Annotated in this window: 13 protein-coding genes; 9 read left to right on the top strand and 4 right to left on the bottom strand. The window is 28.4% G+C overall.

The window, feature by feature from the left end; translation table 11 throughout:
- The first annotated feature begins 37 nt into the window (after positions 1-37).
- Positions 38-790, top strand: a complete 753-nt coding sequence (locus NNC19_RS04055) for a hypothetical protein (protein ID WP_310937338.1) — start codon at positions 38-40, stop codon at positions 788-790.
- Positions 791-863: 73 nt separating this feature from the next.
- Here the strand turns inward: NNC19_RS04055 and NNC19_RS04050 are convergent, their stop codons facing one another.
- Entirely contained in the window at positions 864-2,495 is a 1,632-nt protein-coding gene (locus NNC19_RS04050; protein WP_310937337.1) for a glycoside hydrolase family 5 protein, read from the bottom strand.
- A 525-nt stretch (positions 2,496-3,020) separates the two neighbouring features.
- Between NNC19_RS04050 and NNC19_RS04045 the strand changes: the two genes are divergently transcribed.
- On the top strand, positions 3,021-4,634 hold the full coding sequence (locus tag NNC19_RS04045) for a nitrite/sulfite reductase (protein ID WP_310937336.1): 1,614 nt from the start codon (positions 3,021-3,023) through the stop codon (positions 4,632-4,634).
- 52 nt (positions 4,635-4,686) lie between these two features.
- On the opposite strand, the gene NNC19_RS04040 is transcribed toward NNC19_RS04045, so the two are convergent.
- Positions 4,687-6,291 carry a glycoside hydrolase family 5 protein gene (locus NNC19_RS04040; protein ID WP_310937335.1) on the bottom strand — a complete coding sequence of 535 codons (1,605 nt, stop codon included), beginning with the start codon at positions 6,289-6,291 and terminating at the stop codon, positions 4,687-4,689.
- Between the two features lie 486 nt (positions 6,292-6,777).
- On the opposite strand from NNC19_RS04040, the gene eat reads away from it, so the two are divergent.
- The 5 genes from eat to NNC19_RS04015 all read left to right on the top strand — a co-directional run bounded on the left by eat (position 6,778) and on the right by NNC19_RS04015 (position 12,815).
- Positions 6,778-8,091, top strand: a complete 1,314-nt coding sequence (eat, locus tag NNC19_RS04035; RefSeq protein WP_310937334.1) for an ethanolamine permease — start codon at positions 6,778-6,780, stop codon at positions 8,089-8,091.
- Positions 8,092-8,106: 15 nt separating this feature from the next.
- Positions 8,107-9,474 carry an ethanolamine ammonia-lyase subunit EutB gene (locus tag NNC19_RS04030; protein WP_310937333.1) on the top strand — a complete coding sequence of 456 codons (1,368 nt, stop codon included), beginning with the start codon at positions 8,107-8,109 and terminating at the stop codon, positions 9,472-9,474.
- Between the two features lie 3 nt (positions 9,475-9,477).
- Positions 9,478-10,239 carry an ethanolamine ammonia-lyase subunit EutC gene (eutC, locus tag NNC19_RS04025; protein ID WP_310937332.1) on the top strand — a complete coding sequence of 254 codons (762 nt, stop codon included), beginning with the start codon at positions 9,478-9,480 and terminating at the stop codon, positions 10,237-10,239.
- A 235-nt stretch (positions 10,240-10,474) separates the two neighbouring features.
- Complete coding sequence (locus NNC19_RS04020; RefSeq protein ID WP_310937331.1) at positions 10,475-11,455, top strand: hypothetical protein; 981 nt, start codon at positions 10,475-10,477, stop codon at positions 11,453-11,455.
- A 166-nt stretch (positions 11,456-11,621) separates the two neighbouring features.
- Complete coding sequence (locus NNC19_RS04015; protein ID WP_310937330.1) at positions 11,622-12,815, top strand: hypothetical protein; 1,194 nt, start codon at positions 11,622-11,624, stop codon at positions 12,813-12,815.
- 57 nt (positions 12,816-12,872) lie between these two features.
- Here the strand turns inward: NNC19_RS04015 and NNC19_RS04010 are convergent, their stop codons facing one another.
- Together NNC19_RS04010 and NNC19_RS04005 are read right to left on the bottom strand one after the other, a co-directional pair.
- Complete coding sequence (locus NNC19_RS04010) at positions 12,873-13,823, bottom strand: GerMN domain-containing protein (RefSeq protein WP_310937329.1); 951 nt, start codon at positions 13,821-13,823, stop codon at positions 12,873-12,875.
- A 71-nt stretch (positions 13,824-13,894) separates the two neighbouring features.
- Positions 13,895-15,658, bottom strand: a complete 1,764-nt coding sequence (locus tag NNC19_RS04005) for a histidine kinase (protein WP_310937328.1) — start codon at positions 15,656-15,658, stop codon at positions 13,895-13,897.
- A gap of 154 nt (positions 15,659-15,812) precedes the next feature.
- On the opposite strand from NNC19_RS04005, the gene NNC19_RS04000 reads away from it, so the two are divergent.
- A complete protein-coding gene (locus tag NNC19_RS04000; protein WP_310937327.1) occupies positions 15,813-17,063 on the top strand; it encodes a response regulator in 1,251 nt (416 codons plus the stop codon).
- Between the two features lie 29 nt (positions 17,064-17,092).
- Entirely contained in the window at positions 17,093-18,370 is a 1,278-nt protein-coding gene (locus tag NNC19_RS03995; RefSeq protein WP_310937326.1) for an extracellular solute-binding protein, read from the top strand.
- Positions 18,371-18,457: the final 87 nt, after the last annotated feature.

Genomic DNA, 18,457 nt, shown 5'->3' with positions numbered 1-18,457 from the left:
ATTTTTATGAAATGATTAACAAAAAGGAGATGGAATTATGAAAATAAAAAAAGCAATTGCTGTATTAATCTTATTATTAATATCCATATTAGCTTTGCCTAGAAATGCTTACGCTGCATCAGTTAAAATGAGCAATATACCTCAATTAAAAACATTTATTGCAAAAGGCCATAATGGAGGAACTTTAGGGCCAATTCAAATTGTGCAAGGAAGTCTATTTAAAGATGGGACAAGCTTTCAAACTGTTTATCTGATAGCTTTATCAGGAACAGAACTTGAAGCAAAAGATCAGGCTACTGATATTTGGACAGATATAAAATCAGGATTTGAATTAGATAGTCCTTATTTACAAGCAGTTATAAATGCTATTGTAAATAATATACCTAAAAATTCAAATTTAATAATTTCTGGCCATAGTCTTGGTGGAATGATAGCACAGCAATTATCAGGAAATTCAAAAATAAAGGATAATTATAATATTAAAAATGTAATAACACTAGGATCTCCACTTATAAATCCATTTGGCAGAGAAGGAACAGTGCAAAGGCTGGGGGATATAGCTGATTTTGTTCCATACTTAAGTGCTACAGGAACTGTTTTATTACCATGGCAGGTCTTTGGCTTAAATAGAGAAAATGGAGGATACAGTGATCCTATGGAAGCACATAAAAAAAGTTATTTAAGAGATGATGTGTGGGGAAAATATGATATGCTTGGATTTAAGAATGGAAAAAGCTATCTAGAATATGATGATGCAAATGTAAAGTTCTATAAAGCTCCTATTAAATAATAGAATTTAAATTGCTAAAAAGACAATGACTAAGAAAAAATTCTAAAATCACTGTCTTTTCTATTTTAAATTATTATTGAACTGTTATATAGTCTGTATATATTGAAGTTTTTCCAGAAGCATTTTTTCCAGTTATATATTGTATTCCAATTTCTTTAATATCATTAAGATTTGAAACCTTTGATAGATTTAAAGTAAGTTCAGTACCAGATGTACTTGAATTTATGTTAACAAATCCACCATCAAACCATTGATAAGTACTTCCTGTTTTAATATAAAGTTTAGCTCCCATACCAGACCCTTGATTTCCAGAGGTAGAATGACGAACTATAGCTTTTAATTGTGATTTTCCATTTATATTTTGACTACCATAACGTGCTAAGTAATATTGACTTCCACTTGAAAGATTAATATCAGCTTTTAATGATTTTCCACCATTAAAGTTCCATTCATTTGATGAGGATATGCTTCCAGATATATTGCTTCCAACCCATCCATCTATATTAGAATCAAAATTATAAAGTAGTGTCTTTGTTACATTTGAATTATTGTCATTACTAGAGATATTACCTGCAGAATTAGCACCTTTTGTAAGAGCTTGAACTACTTCAGGGCAGTCCCAAGTAAGTTTATTTCTATTAAATATTCCATAAGTTTCAGATTTTCCAACTGTAGAAACTCCATTATCCCACCATACAGGAGTAATGTGTCTTGACCTAGCAGCTTTAACAAAATATTCGGCATGTGCTGCTCTTGCAGGTTGATTATTTTTGTTAATTGTCCCAAATTCTCCAACAACAACAGGATGTCCATTCTTTACAAATTTATTAGATACTGCTTCAAGTTCTGCATCTAAAGACATTTTATCAGAAGTGCTTCCCCAAGAAGATGTACCATTTATATCCATAGCAAATGAATATGGTGAATACATATGCAGAGAGACTATAACTCTATTATCATTATTAGGAATAACTAAATCATTTATAGTGACAGCTGATGCAGATGCAGCAACTGTTGGTACCATAATGCATCTAGTTTTGTTATTTCCACCAGTATTTCTTATTGTATTTACAGCAGCTAAATTGTATTTATTGACTACATCACGATTTTCAAAAGAACCTCCAGTCCATTCATTAGCAGCTCCAATTGGTCTTGGTTCATTCATTGTTTCGAAAATTAAATGATCACCATATTTATTAAATTTATTGGCTATCTGAGTCCAAACCTTTGTAAGTTGGTCTGTAGCTTGTTGTTGCTTTGCATAAGTTGGAACTATCCAAGAATTTTCATGATGAAGATTAAGAATAACATACATATCATTATCAAAAGCATAATTCATAACTTCTTCAACCCTCTTAAACCAATTAGCATCAATAGTGTAGTTTGGAGAAGAACCCATATGATCATACCAAGTAGTTGGAATCCTTACAGTGTTGAAGCCTGCTGCTTTTATTTTATCAATCATGGCATGTGTTGTTTTAGGATTTCCCCAACTCCATTCAGAAGATAAGGAATCTGAACTTGCACGTCCATCAGCATCTAGGGTATTTCCTAAGTTCCATCCAACTTTCATGTCATCAACAAGCTGTTGGGCAGTAATATTACGCATGCCTGAAGCAGTTGAAGCTGAAGTATCAATCCCTTTAAATGCAGTGATTGCAGAAAAGGTTAATGCTAGAATTAATAATTTTCTTCTTTTAATCATTATTTTATTCCCCCCAGTAAGTTATTTATATTTAATACATCATATGTAAAAGTAAATGATGTAAAAGGTATATCTAGAAAAATGATGTGATTTAGATTAATAAATAAAATATGAACATTTGAAATGTAATATAACAATATATATACATTTTAATAGTGAATTTTACATTTGTAAACAAATTTTATGAAAAACAAGGAGCGTAATCAGTGAGTATATTGACTTTTACTAAAAAGTTTTAGTAAAAATATAAATAAGATTGAAATTAATCTTATGATAATTAGAGTATATAGTAATAGTAATTTTTAATTTGTTAAAAATCATTTAATTTTAGTATGGATTTATATGACTAAAATCACGGAATAAAAAGGTAATTGTTATTATAATTAATTGTTGTACTAGTATGTAAGTAAAATTATTACAAATAAGTTATAAAAAGAAATAGTTTATGTTTTTCTAGAAAAAATATAGTTATAGTAGAAAAATTTGAAGCTTATATGAAGTAATTATCAGTAGGAGGGAAGAATAGTGATAGAAATTACAGATGAAATTTTAGAGAGTATAAATGAATATAAAAATAACTTAAAGTTATTTGAAGAAGGAAAAATAGAAAATTTTAAATCATTTAGTTCAGTTATGGGAGTATATAAGGAAAAATTAACAGAAACATATATGATGAGACCTAAAATTCCAAATGGAATTATAACATTAGATCAATTTAAAGAAATAAATGATATATCAAGAAGATATTCTCAAGGAAAAATGCGTTTTACAACAAGACAAGATATTCAGTTGCATTCAATTGAATTTAAGAATATAAATAATGTATTAGATGAGCTTATAAAAGTTGGAATATCAACTAAGGATGCTGGTGGAGACAGTATAAATAATATTGTATGCTCACCACTCTCAGGAGTAGCCAGCAATGAAGTTTTTGATGTTACCTCATATGCTGCAGCAATTACAAATTATATGATGAAAGATACTAAAAGTGCCAGGTTACCTAGAAAGTGCAAAATATCTTTTTCTAATAGCTTGGATGATACTGTTAATGCAACTATAACAGATATGGGATTCATAGCAAAAAAGGTTAATGGAAAAAAAGGCTTTGAAGTTTATATAGCTGGAGGGCTTGGTACAGGGGCAAAGGTTGGTATAAAACTTGAAGAATTTATAGACCATAAAGATGCATTATATTATGTACAAGCTATGAAGCAATTATTTAATAGGGAAGGGGATAGAAAAAATCGATTTAAAGCTAGACTTAGATTTGTACTTCAAAGATTGGGGGAAGAAGAATTTAGAAGAATGTTCAATATGGAGCTTGAAAAACTAAAATCAGAAAAAGATTTAATATTAAATATAGATGATACAGAAAAAGAAAGCTCAAAATTGAAAAACAGTAAACAATGGGATAAGAAGTATGGAAATAGAATAGTAAGCCAAAAGCAAAAAGATTATTATTCAGTTGAAATTCATCCTCAAAATGGAAATATGGATGCTGATAATCTTGACAGTATATTAGAATTTCTAACAAATTTAGATTATAAAATATCTATAAGATTAACTACTATGCAAGGATTTTATGTTAGAGATTTAAAACAAGAAGATGCTGAAAAGTTAGCTGATATAACATCAAATTTTTCTTCTATATTTGAGTTATATAATTCTATAGTATGTGCTGGACCTAGAATCTGCAAATTTGGAATAAGTAATTCTCAAGGACTGGTAGATAATATAATTAAAACTTTTAATAGTGAAACATTTGAGATTAAAAATTCATTACCACAAATACTTATTTCAGGATGCCCAAGTTCTTGTGGTCAACCTCAAATAGGAGCTATTGGACTTAGTGGAAGAAAAAAACGTACAGACTCTGGAATGGTACCTATTTATTCAGTATTATTTAATGGTAAGGTAGGTCCAGGGGTAGCAAGGCTTGGAGTTGTATATGGTGAAATTGCTGCTAAGAAAATATCAAATTTCTTAGTTGACTTAGCAAAGTTAAAATTAAATTCAGAATACATAGAATTTGTAGAATTCTTTGAAAATAAAGAAAATGAAATAATAGAATTAATAGAAAAGTATTCATCATTAGAAAGTTTTAGTGAAAATCCAGATTTATATTCTGATTTTGAATAAAATATGAAAAGACAATGTACAAAGAAATTTTCCTTGAAACATTGTCTTTTTATTATTTAACTGTTATATAATCCATATATAATGAACTATTCCAAGAAGCGTTATCGCCAGCTATAAATTGAACACCTATTTCTCTTACATCATTAAGGTTTGAAACTTTAGATAAATCAATTCCTATTTCTGTACCAGTTGAACTTGAATCTATTTTAGTAGCACCACCATCAAACCATTGATATCCATCGCCAGTTTTGACATAAAGTTTAGCTATCATTCCAGTTCCTTGATTTCCCCAGTCTGAAGTTCTTACTATAGCTTTTAATTCAGATTTTCCAGTTAAATCTTGCTTTTGAGGTAAAGTAAAATAATATTGACCACCGCTAGTTAAAGTAATATCTGTTCTTAATGAGTTATTCCCATTATGTTTCCATTCCCAAGCAACACTAGGAGAAGTTAAGGTGTTTGTAGCAGTCCAACCACCAGTGCTTCCTTCAAAATCATAAATTACTGAGCTAGTAGTACCATCTACATTAGCACCTCTCATAAGAGCTGAAACTATATCAGGGCAAGTTAAATCTAAAGTGTTTCTATCTAATAGAGCATAGCTATTTGAATCAAAAACAGTTGAGATTCCATTATCCCACCAAACAGGTGTAATATGTCTTGATCTAGTTGCTTTTGCATAGTATTCAGCATGAGTTACTCTAGATGACTTATTGTTTTTATTGATAGTACCAAATTCACCAATAACAACTGGATGACCTTTCTTAACAAATTTGTTAGCAACTTGGTCAAGTTCCCAATCTAATGAACTCTTATCAGCATCACTGCCCCAAGTATCTGTACCATCTTGAGCCATAGCAAATAGGTATGGTGAATACATATGTAAAGATACAATAATTTTTTTATCATCATTTGGAATAACTAAATCATCTACAGCTACAGTAGTTGAGGAAGCAGCAAGGGTTGGTACCATGATACATCTTGATTCATTGTTACCACCAGTATTTCTTATAGTATTTACAGCTGCTAAGTTATAATTATTTATTACAGAACGGTTTTCAAAAGAACCTCCAGACCATTCATTAGCTGCACCAACAGGTCTTGGTTCATTCATAGTTTCAAATATTAAATGATCACCATATTTATTGAATCTATTTGCAATTTGAGCCCATGCTTTTGTAAGTTGATTTTTTACTTGAGCTTCTTTTTCAGAAGTTGGAATAAGCCAAGAATCTTCATGATGCATATTTAAAATAACATACATATCATTATCAAAAGCATAATTCATAATTTCGTCAACTCTATTAAGCCATGCTGGATCTATAGTGTAGCTTGGAGCTGAACCCATATGATTAAACCATGTAGTTGGAATCCTTACAGTATTAAAACCTGCTGCCTTTATTCTATCTATCATAGCATGAGTAGTTTTTGGGTTTCCCCAACTCATTTCTGTTGAAAGTGGTCCATCTGTAGGTGTACCAGTAGCGTCAAGCGTATTACCTAAATTCCATCCGATTTTCATATCATCAACTATTTGTTGTGCTGATACATCACGTATTCCAGTATATGCAGTAGATGCAGACACAGATGTCCCTTTATAAAATGTTAACGCTGAAAAAGCTAACGCTAAAACTAATACTTTATTTCTATTAATCATTATTTTATCCCCCTAAATTTTATTTATATCCTTATATACATTTTTAAATAAGTTTTTATTGACCTCCTTCTGCATTTTTATCAATAAATGTATAAAATTAGATTGTATATTTTTATTTTAACAAATAAGTTATATATTTCTAATGCACTTTGCGATAGAATAAGAGTATATTACGACCTATTTTTTACAAAGAATAAAATTTAAGATTAGAGAAAAAATAGAATAGTTGGATGTATATGAAAAAATTAGAATAGTTGAAATAAATAGAATGATTAACAACTAATTTAGCAATATGGGGGTGTATAAATATTGCTAAATTATATAAAAACACTTATACTTGGTTTTAACAAGAACAAAGGTGTTTAAAGAGTATTCTTTAAACACCTTTTATATTAAAAATCTAACTGCAAAAAAGACAATGAAGTCAATTAAATTTGGCCTCATTGTCTTTTTTTATTGAAAATAAAAAAGAGGAGATGAATATATATGAATAATGAATTAAAAAAGACATTAAAACCAATACAACTTTGGGCAATAATTGTTGGAATGGTCATTTCAGGAATGTATTGTGGATGGAATTATGCTTTAGAACTTACAAGTCCTATTGGGTTTACTATAGCAATATTAATAGTAACAGCATTTTATACAACATTTATGTTTAGCTATGCAGAACTTGCAACTGCTATTCCTCATGCAGGTGGTGCTTCAGAATATGCTTCAAGAGCACTAGGTAAATTTGGTGGCTTTATAGCTGGATTTTCATGTCTTGTAGAATTTCTATTCGCAACTCCAGCTATTGCACTTTCAATAGGAGCATATATTAATTTTCTGTTTCCATCAATACCAGCTGTAATTGCAGCTTTAATAACTTATATGTTATTTGTGGGTATAAATTGTTTAGGAATAGAGACAGCTGCTAAGGTTGAACTTATTGTAACCATTGTGGCAATTGGAGGATTGTTATTATTTATAGGAACAGGTACTCCACATATTGAGCTTAATAATATTTTGGGAGGAGACACTTTTAAAGGAGGACTTAATGGGATATTTAGTGCAATACCTTTTGCAATTTGGTTTTATTTAGCTGTAGAGGGTGGTGCTATGTCAGCAGAAGAATGTGAAAATCCTAAAAAGAATGTTCCTAAAGGATTTATATTAGGAATATTTACATTAGTTATATTATCCCTTGGGACTTTTTTTGTAACAGCAGGAACTTCAGAAGCAAGTGTTTTAAGTGCAACAGATTCACCACTTCCTACTGCTCTTGAGGGAATATATGGCGCTGGGTTATTATCTAAAGCAATGAGTTTTATAGGGCTATTTGGATTGGTGGCAAGTTTACATGGAATAATAATTGGATATTCAAGACAAGGATTTGCTATGGCCAGGGCTGGTTATTTACCAAAAATTTTAGCTAAAGTTAATTCTAAGGGTGCACCAGTACATTCAATAGTTATAATGAGCTTAATTGGAATGATATTTGTATCAACAGAGCAAACAGCTGTAATTATAGTAATTTCATCCTTTGGAGCTGTAGCTCTTTATATTATAAGTATGATTTCTTTTTTCATATTAAGAAAAAAAGAACCTAGACTTAATAGAACATTTAAGGTAACAAATCCTATGATTCCATTAATAGCTCTTACTATAGCTATAGTGCTTTTTTTAGCTCTTATCTTATCAAACCTATCTACTATACTTTGGGTAATAGGAGCATATGTTTTAGCTATAGTTTATTATTTTATTTATTCAAGGATAAGTGAAATAAGTATTAAAGGAATTAATAGAGAAATTGTCTAAAAGGAGAAACTTAAAATGATTTTAAAAACTAAACTTTTTGGGAATGTATATGAATTTTCAAGTGTAAAAGAAGTTCTAGCAAAAGCAAATGAAGAAAAATCAGGAGATAGACTTGCTGGAATTGGAGCTATATCAACTAAGGAGAGAATAGCTGCTAAGGTGGTGCTTTCAGAACTTACTATAGAAGATTTAAGAAATAATCCAGTAGTTGATTATGATAAAGATGAAGTGACTAGAGTAATTCAAGATGGGGTAGATGAAGAAATTTATATAAAGATAAAATCTAAGACTATAGGGGAGCTTAGGGAGTTTTTACTATCTTCTACAGGGGGAGAAATTGTAGCTATAAGAGATGGATTAACATCAGAAGTTATAGCAGGAGTAACTAAACTTATGAGTAATTTAGATCTTATAGTAACATCAAAAAAAATAATAAACAAAGCAACATGTAATACAACAATAGGAGAGATGGGAACACTATCTTCAAGGCTTCAACCAAATCATCCAACAGATAATATAAAAGGGATATTATCATCTGTTATGGAAGGAATAAGTTATGGAGTAGGAGATGCAGTAATAGGGCTTAATCCAGCAAAGGATACTATGGAAGGTACAACTAATGTATTGAAGAATTTCAAAAATTTCATGGATGAGTTTAAAATACCAACTCAAAATTGTGTTTTATCTCATATAATAACTCAAATGGAAGCTTTAAAAAATGGTGTTCCAATGGATTTAATGTTTCAAAGTATAGCAGGTTCTGAAATATCAAATAAAGATTTTGGAATAAGCCTTAAATTATTAGATGAAGCCTATGCTACTATGAAAGAATTAAAGTCTTCAAAAGGAAGTAATTTCATGTATTTTGAAACTGGACAAGGTTCTGAATTATCTTCTGAAGGGCATAATGGAGCAGACCAAGTTACTATGGAAGCCAGGTGCTATGGGTTAGCTAAAAGGTACAAACCATTTTTAGTTAACACAGTTGTAGGATTTATTGGACCAGAATATTTATATGATGGAGCACAGGTTATAAGGGCGGGGCTTGAAGATCATTTTATGGGAAAATTAACAGGATTATCTATGGGAGTTGATGTATGCTATACAAATCATATGAAAGCAGATCAAAATGATTTAGAAAATTTAGCAGTATTACTTGCAGAAGCTAATTGCAATTATTTCATGGGAGTTCCAGGTGGAGATGATGTAATGCTCATGTATCAATCGACAAGTTATCATGATATTGCTGCCTTAAGGGAGGTAACAAATAAAAGACCAATAAGGGAATTTGAAATTAGACTTGAAGAGCTTGGAATAATGAAAGATGGTATGCTAACAGACAGGGCTGGAGATCCATCTGTTTTTTTAGAAAAAGGGGTGTAAGTTATGAGGTTAGAAGATATATCTGAGGTTGATTTAAGTGATAGAGTTACAGTAGATAATCCAATAGACTATGAATGGTGTTTGAATTTAAACAAGACCACACCTGCTAGGATTTGCAGGGGAAAATCAGGAACAAGGCTTAAAACACTTGATTACTTAAGGTTTAGAGCTGACCATGCAATAGCTATAGATGCTGTTTGGGCAAGTGCAGATGAAAATATAGTAGATGAATTAGGTTTTATAAAAGTTCAAACAAAGGTAAAGGATAAAGAAGAGTATATTACAAGGCCAGATTTGGGTAGAGTATTTTCAGAAGAAACATTAGACCACTTAAAAAATAAATGTTTTAAAAATATAGATTTACAGATTATAGCTGGGGATGGTCTAAGTGCACCTGCAATACCTTCAAATTTGAAAGAAATTTACAAAATTATAGTGGATGAAGCAAAAGAAAAAGGATATACAGTAGGGACACCTATTTTTGTAAAGTATGCAAGAGTGGCTACTATGGATAAGATAAGCGAAGCATTAAATGCAAAGGTTACTATTATCTTAATAGGAGAGAGACCGGGACTTGCAACAGGAGAGAGTATGAGCTGTTACATGGCGTATAGAGCAAGTAGTGATAAACCAGAATCTCAAAGGACAGTAATTTCTAATATACACAAAAATGGCATGTCACCAGCTGAGGCAGGAACACAGATTGTAAATCTTGTAGATATGTTGATGAGGGAGAAGAAAAGTGGAGTAGAACTTAAACTTTAAAAGAACATTTATAGATATATTCTTCAGAATAAATATTCTTATATTCTTCGGAATATATATGGTGATATTCTGAAGAATATGCTTTAAAATACTAAGTTTATAATGAAACTATATTACATAAGTTAGAATTCCTAAATAACCAATTGCATTGCAGAATCATATAATGAAATAGGAAATAAAAATTTATCCTTACAATATAGATAATATGTCATTTAGGATAAGAAAGGATTGAAAAATGAAATCAAAAAAAATCATTTCATTGATTAGCGCAATAGCGTTAACTGTTTCTTTAGTAGTTGCATTTCCAGTAAAGGTATTTGCTGCTACTAGTGATATATCTGATCCTGCAAAAGGAACACAAACAGCTACGCCAGGTCATTTTGTAGATGCAAGTGTAGATAGTACTGCCAATACAATTGCGTATGACCCATTAGATGTTTTTGGGCATAAAAACACTGAACATGCAGGAACTATTTATCCAGGAGAAGCAAATGAACAGAAAGATGCTAAATTTGTTATGTTTAATTCCTTAAAAGATATAACACAAACAACTAATAAACAAATCAAATTTACAGAGGGTGCAACTAATGCAAATGCATATTATACAGTAAAATCTTCAGTTCCAACTGGAGGAGATGCTAAAACACAAGGAATTGCAAATTGGTTATATTATACTAATTCTACTAGTGAAGAAACTAATGCTTATGTTCCAGCTACAATAACTGGAACTTTAGATAATACAAATTTAACAGGGTATACATTAAATGATAATGAAACCCTTATAGGCGTTTGTAAACCTGTAGTAAAAATATTTAGTTATGATGGTTCTGGTGCAAAGTGGAATATTCCAGTTGATACAACTATAACTATTGCTTTAGTTACAGTTGGTAGTAGTGGTAATAAATTATATATAGGTACTGGAAATGATTTGAAAGATACTACTGGAAATTTTGTGAAATATTCAGCAATAGGTGATACAGCAAGCCCTAAGTTTTGTACTGGAAATAATTTTGTTTTAACTAAAGTACCAAGTGATATGTCAGCATCAGATAAAGGGGTAACATTAACATTTGGGTATAATTCAGTTTGGAGTCTTCAACAAAATTCTACAAATATGAATTTAGCTACTCTTATAGATTTGCCTGAGAGTGCTGCTTCTGGAAATGAATTGAAGTGGGATGTAACTATTACTGGTAATTATTTATCAAACCCATAAAATTAATATTAAATTATATTTAGCAAATAAAATTATTAAAAAGAGAGGAAGTCATTGGTGACTTCCTTAAATTTTTAGCAATTTAAATATAGTATAGGTAATACATTGATTTTTTTCTCATAAATATTAATGACTAATGATTTATAATTAATGAAAGGTTGAAGTAATGATCAAAATTAAAAAAGCAAGCTTATATTTAATAGTCACTTTGACATTCTTTATAATTTTTAATTCTTTTTATCTAATTTCAGTAAATGCCATTGATAACAAACCTAATAATACTATAGTAAGACCAGTATATGCAAACTTAGGTAGAATTACTGACAATTCAATAAATACTATGGCAACTGTAACCAATGATGGTGAAGCAAGTACATTTACAGCTAATGCAGAGGGAAATGGTAGTGGATTTATAAGTTTTGAACCAGAAAGTTTTGATCTTGGGAAAGGTGAAAGTAAACAAGTTAAAATAAATATCAATAATAGTGATAAATTATTACCAAGTCCATATGATGTAACTATAACTTTTTCAAGAAAAATTGAAAATCGCAATGATAATGGAGCTGTAGTTTATACTAGTACTTCAAATTCATTGAGATTACAATTTGTTAAAGAAGGTTTTAATGTTGTTAGTTTTTTGGTTTCTGATATAAATAAACTTAATGTTGGAGCATTTCATATTATCTTAGCAAATTACACAGAAAAAGAAGAAGAACTAAATACAAATATATCTATCATATCAAAAGAAGATAACAAAGAAGTAGCAAATTTTAATGAAAATTTAAAAACTCAAACTTATCCAAGTAATAATTACATGGGAATTATGAAATTTAATTGGGATACAAAAAATGTTGCTATGGGAAATTATGTAGCTAAATATAAAGCAGTAAAATCTGATGGCAAGGTAGTTATACAAGGTGAAAAAGATTTTTCTGTAGGCGAAATGAAAGGTGAATTAGAAAGTGTTATAGTAAAAGATACTTTCCAAGGTAAGCCAGCAAAAATCTTAGCAAAAGTAAAGAGCACAGGAAATCTTGATCTTCCGGTTATCTTTGATATATCTATAAAGAACAGCAATGGAGAAGAAGTATTTAAAGATGAAAAACAAGACTCTTTAAAAGAAGGAGAAGAAAAAACTTTAGAAAGTCAGTGGGACACAATTAATGCTAAGGTTGGAGAATACACAGTAGATTATACTGTTAAAATGGGAGATCAAACACAATCAGATACTATACATTTTAAAGTTTTAGGATCGTATTTGTTGCATATTATCATAGTATCAATAATTATAATTCTATTTATCTTATTTGTAATATTAGCAAAAAGAAAAAAGAAAATAGGTGAAAGTGAAGAGGAGTAAAAGTGTAAAAGAGGGGTTCAAATTAGTAAACTCCTCTTTTTAATACCTAAATTCATATTAAGGAAGTATTATTTCATTTATATTATTAAAGTCTGTTAAGAAAGGTTCTCTAGGTTGTTTTTGAATATAATGAGAACTATAGGGATTACCATCTACAGTAATATAAACTTTAGATTCGTTATAATACTTTCCCATAGAATTAGTTATTGAAATTAAACTTAGATACTCATATTTAGAATTAATTCCTAAATCGTTTACAAAATTGTGTGAGAAATCAATATAAACCATATAGTCAATATCATTAAAATAGACATAATTAATTCCTGTTTTAGAGCCTATACAAGGAGCAAAATTTTTAGTATACTCTTGAAATTCATTTTCAAATTTTATCTTGGTTGAATCATTGGTGAAAAAATTTATATTTTTATCTATATATGAGATACCATTGATCTTATCATTAGGATAAAAAAATCTTATTTTTTGAGTTAATGATACATTTTCTTTAATTTCTTTTAAAGTAGAAGAAGCTATTAAAATATTATCAGAATAAAAACTAGTTTTAACTAAACCAGTATCTTTAGCATAATAATCTATAGTTTTATTTTTACCATTTATAGTGGTGACTTCAATTACTGATGGAAATGTTTTATAAGAAGTTTGAAGTGGAATATCCACATTAGTTATAGTTCTGTTACTTCCATCAGATAAAGTCCATCGTCTACCTGTAGTTATTGGATTTAATAAAATATAATCTTGTTTATTTGGAGTTTTACCTAAAAAATTTTCACGATAGTGAATTTCATCTTCAGTGAAAATTAGTTTGACACCTAGAATAGTTGATTTATAGATATTTATAATTTCATTTTTACCAGTGTCTATTCGAAATTGCTGTTTTTTATTATTAGTATAATCAGTAAATCTTGTAAAATTAACTAACTTATCACCTGTTCCTTCATAAATATACTTAGAATTCAAAACAATTGGAAAATAATCCTTTGCTAAAAGCATTTAGATCACCTCAAAATTTTACTGTATTTATATTTGGTAATATAATATATGATTTTAAATTAGTAGTGATACTAAAATTCAACTATATATGGAAGTGTTAAAGTCATAGAAGTTCCTTTACCAAGCACGCTAAATATTTCAAGACCATATTCATCTCCATAATTTAGTTTAAGTCTTTTATTGATATTTCTAAGAGCGATTCCTTTAAATTTGCTATTTTTGTCATTTATATAATCATTTAAATCCTTTAGGATAATATCATCAATGCCTGTACCATTATCTGATACAGTCAAGAGTAGGTTATCATTAATATGTTGTCCTTGAATTATGATTTTTCCATCTCCATTACATTCACTTAATCCATGATATATAGAATTTTCAATTAAAGGTTGAATTATCATTTTTATTATTTCACAATTCAAAACCTCTGGTTCAATTAAATTTTCTATATTAAATAATTGGTCAAATCGTATCCTTTGAAGATATATATAGTTGTCAATAATTCTGATTTCATCTTTTAATAAAACTGTATTAACTTTCCTGTTCATGCTATATCTAATGATTGAACCAAAATATTCAGCCATTGTAGAAGTCTCTAAATCATCATTAATCTCGGCCATCATGTGAATAGATTCTAGTGTATTGTATATAAAGTGAGGATTAATCTGATTTTGTAGTTGTCTAAGGTCAAGTTCTTTTTGTTCTATCTTATTTTTATAGTTAATTGTTATTAGATGATTAATTCTGTTTTTCATTTCATTATAAGATTTTACTAATATTCCAATTTCATCATTGCTATTATAGTTAAATTCGAAGCCAAGGTTTAATTCAATATTGCCTTCCATATTTTGAATTAAGGATTTTATAGGATTAAATATCCTTTTTAAAAAGAAAAAAAACAAAACAATAAATAAAATCAAGTAAAAAACTATATTAGTTATAAAAAATATGATATATAAAGTATCTATATGATAAGCATCACTTTTTGGAATGGATGTAACCAAAGCCCAATTGGTAGTAGGAATTTTATTATAGGATATAATGTAATCTGGATTGGTATTAGTATACTTTAAAGTTGGTAAATATAAATAATACTTTATTTCATTAGCAGAAGGAATAAACTTGTTTTCAGCTGTATTTAGAATACAATTACCATTAGAATCAAAAATACTTGTTCCTTGATTAGTAAATGGTAAATCTTTCTTTAGCAAATTCTCAAGGTCTTTTAAAGGCAAAGTAACTAGTACTAAACCATTAAGTTTTTGTGTTTTTATATCTATAATCTTTCTTGCTATAGCTATTGAATGTTCATCATTAGTGGATGTAATTTCAAAAATATTATTTGAATTTATGTTAGAAATAAGTGTGGTTGTTTCAGAAGAAGTTAATGCATCTAAAAACCATTTCTCAGTTGTAGGATTTTTAAGTTTATCATTGGCACTATTTCTTGTTGAAAAGACACCTCTTCCTTTTAAGTCATATAAATATGCACCATTGATGGAATCATTTTGAATTAGCATCATTTCGCATAAATAAGTTAAGTAATTATAATCACTTATACTAAAGGATTTATTCGCTGAAAGAATAGAATGTAGATTATCTATTTCAGGAATAAGTAAGGGATATTTTGAAACGTTAGATATGTTATTTATCTTTTCAGTAAGTTGTTGACTTAAACTTATATTGTAATTTTTAATAAGCTTTTCAGTTTTACTGAATTCGTATTTAGAATATGAATATAGATTTATACTTGTTATTATAAAAAATATAGTATACATAATACTAAAAATGATTAAAGTTAACTTTTTTATGGATAAATTTCTATTTAATTTCATAGTGGCACCTTCTATACTGCTATATTTTTGTAAAATAAAGAATATAATGTAGAAAGAAAAGATATATCTATAATTTAAAAGAATATATTTTTATTGTATAATCTTAATATATATCAATCCTAAAAAATATTCAATGTCTATGAGGAGGAGATTTATGAGAATATTAATCGTAGATGATGATAAAATAATTCGAATGGGGTTAAGTAAAAAAATTAAGCGATTATTCAATGATTATGAGGTTAAAAACCATTTCCAAAATGGATCACTAGCATTTGATTACTTGAAAAAAAATTATAAAGATGTTGATTTAGTAATAACAGATATAAAGATGCCAATAATGACAGGACTAGAACTTATAGAAAAATCTATAGCAGAGCTTAGTAAGGCTCCTGCTTTTATAGTTTTAAGTGGTTATGATGAGTTTAATTATGTTAGGGATAGTATGAAAGCAGGTGCAAATAACTATCTTTTAAAACCTATTAAAGAAGAGGAGTTAAAGGAAGCACTTAGTGATGTTGAGGTGAAAATAAGCAATAACATAAGACAAGATAAAATCTTAAATAAATCAATTGAAATCTTAAAGAAGGATTTTTTTAAGAATATATTATTTTCTAATAAGAATATAAATTATAAAGTAAATAATTCATTACTTGAAAATATGCAGTTAGATGAAAATTATCTTTACAATATGATTGTTATCGAAAGAAAAAAAGAGGATGATAATGTGATATTGAAAAGTTTTATAAAAAATCTAATAAAAAAATATGAATATCTTGAATACTTATTTTTTAATTATGAAGATAGTATATATATGATTTTATATTTCAATGTTAATGCTTGTACAAATGTAAATGATTTAAGAAGAAAAATGGAAAAGGAAACTGATATTTTTGTTGAAAGTGGAAGACTTGTATATATTCTAGAGAAAACAGAAAAAGTGTGGGAATTAAGGGAACAGTCTAGATTGGTAGCTAAAGTTAAGTCAAATATATGCTGTGATTGTAAAACAAAGAAATATTTTTTGAATCAGTCACAAAAGCTTTTAGAAATATTAAAAGAAGATAAAAAAAATTCTAATACTATAGCTGTAGATTTGGCTAAAAAATATATAATTAATAATTTTAATAAAGATATTACTTTAAAGGATGTAGCTTCTGAAGTTTATTTAAGTCATAACTATTTATCAGAGCTATTTAAAAAAGAAGTAGGAGAAGGATTTTATGATTTTTTATCAAAATACAGGATAAAAAAAGCTAAAGAAATTCTTATGACAACAAACTTAAAAGTATATGAAATTGCAGAACATGTAGGATACAGTGATTCAATAACTTTTGGACGAGCTTTTAAAAAAATTACAGGGACTACTCCAAATGGATTTAGAAATAGTAAGGCAAAAATAAATTAAACTGATAAAAAGAGGAAAGAGGGTTTTGTGTGAGTAAATATAATAAAACTATAAAAATATCATGTTTAGTTTTATTAATTTTTATAATTATTATTTGTACAGTTGTAGTTCTTAATAGGAGTGCTAACTTTAGTGAAAGTAAAAATGAATTAGAAGGAACAATTACTTTTATAAGCAATAGAACAGATAAGAGAGAAGAGTTAAATTCATTGATTGAGGAGTTTGAAAAAATACATCCAAAGGTACAAGTTAATTTAGATCTTAAAGGTGATTTTGAGGAAATATTGGAGAGGAAGGCTTCTGTTGGAGAGTTGCCAGATGTTACATTAGTACCAACAGTTATAAGCACAAATGAATATAAAGATTATTTTATTCCTCTAGATGATTTAGGATTTAATGAAGATAATATTTATAGTTATAGTGTTGGAGTTGGTGATGATGAAAAGTTATATAGCTTATCAACTTCAATTGCTTGGCCAGGCATAATCTATAATAAAAAAATATTTAAAGATGCAAATATACAACATATACCTAAAACTATAGATGAATTTTTTGATGCTTGTAATAAAATAAAAACTATAGGAAAAACACCAATTACATTAAATTATAAGCAGTCATGGGCCATGAGTATATGGGTTGATACAGTACCATATTTACTAGATCAAGATATCGAAAATAAAATAGTAATAAATTCTAATGATGTATTAGGTTCTGAAAGTGGTATATATAAATCTTTAGAATTTGCAAGAAATATAGTTAAAAAAGGATACTGTGAAGATGATTTGCTTAATTATGATTGGGAACAGTGTAAAAATGATATTAAAGATGGAAAGATTGCCATGATTAATTGTAGTTCAGATTTAATTTATCAGCTAGAAGATATGGGAATGAATAAAGAAGATATAGGAATATTTCCAATTCCTGAAAGTAAATTTATAAATATAGCTGGAAACTTTAGATTTGGAATTAGTAAAAACACTAAAAATCCAGAGATAGCTAAAGATTTTATGAAGTTTATGTATGAGGAAGATAGATATGCTAAGGCTGTAAATATAATGTCTACATTAAAAAATAATGAAAATAACATGAAAATGATTGAGTCTTTAAAAGAGTTTAATTTACCAATAATAATAGAAGGAGATATGATGAAAAATCAAACAGATGAAGAAAGGAGAATTCATGATAAATATAATAACAATAGAAAGATAACTGGACTTAATTCAAAATATGTACAAAAGTATGTAATAGCTCCAGATGTAAAGGAGATAAGAGAAGAAAGCAATAAAGAGTGGAAAAACTTAAGATAAGCAAAAAATTAACTTTAAATATGAATTATTAACAAAAAGTATGGTATAGAGAACATTTCGTAGACAGGATTAATTTGGAGATATATA

The organism is Clostridium sp. SHJSY1 (assembly GCF_031626875.1).
In the GTDB taxonomy this organism is placed as follows: domain Bacteria; phylum Bacillota; class Clostridia; order Clostridiales; family Clostridiaceae; genus Clostridium.
This window is presented reverse-complemented; position numbering and strand designations above follow the sequence as displayed.

Bases quoted from the DNA above. Each gene is read 5' to 3' on its own strand.
- NNC19_RS04010 (WP_310937329.1), bottom strand. From the start codon at position 13,823: ATGCTTTTAGCAAAGGATTATTTTCCAATTGTTTTGAATTCTAAGTAT.
- NNC19_RS04055 (WP_310937338.1), top strand. From the start codon at position 38: ATGAAAATAAAAAAAGCAATTGCTGTATTAATCTTATTATTAATATCC.
- eutC (WP_310937332.1), top strand. From the start codon at position 9,478: ATGAGGTTAGAAGATATATCTGAGGTTGATTTAAGTGATAGAGTTACA.
- NNC19_RS04015 (WP_310937330.1), top strand. From the start codon at position 11,622: ATGATCAAAATTAAAAAAGCAAGCTTATATTTAATAGTCACTTTGACA.
- NNC19_RS04000 (WP_310937327.1), top strand. From the start codon at position 15,813: ATGAGAATATTAATCGTAGATGATGATAAAATAATTCGAATGGGGTTA.
- NNC19_RS04050 (WP_310937337.1), bottom strand. From the start codon at position 2,495: ATGATTAAAAGAAGAAAATTATTAATTCTAGCATTAACCTTTTCTGCA.
- NNC19_RS04020 (WP_310937331.1), top strand. From the start codon at position 10,475: ATGAAATCAAAAAAAATCATTTCATTGATTAGCGCAATAGCGTTAACT.
- NNC19_RS04005 (WP_310937328.1), bottom strand. From the start codon at position 15,658: ATGAAATTAAATAGAAATTTATCCATAAAAAAGTTAACTTTAATCATT.
- NNC19_RS04040 (WP_310937335.1), bottom strand. From the start codon at position 6,291: ATGATTAATAGAAATAAAGTATTAGTTTTAGCGTTAGCTTTTTCAGCG.
- eat (WP_310937334.1), top strand. From the start codon at position 6,778: ATGAATAATGAATTAAAAAAGACATTAAAACCAATACAACTTTGGGCA.
- NNC19_RS04030 (WP_310937333.1), top strand. From the start codon at position 8,107: ATGATTTTAAAAACTAAACTTTTTGGGAATGTATATGAATTTTCAAGT.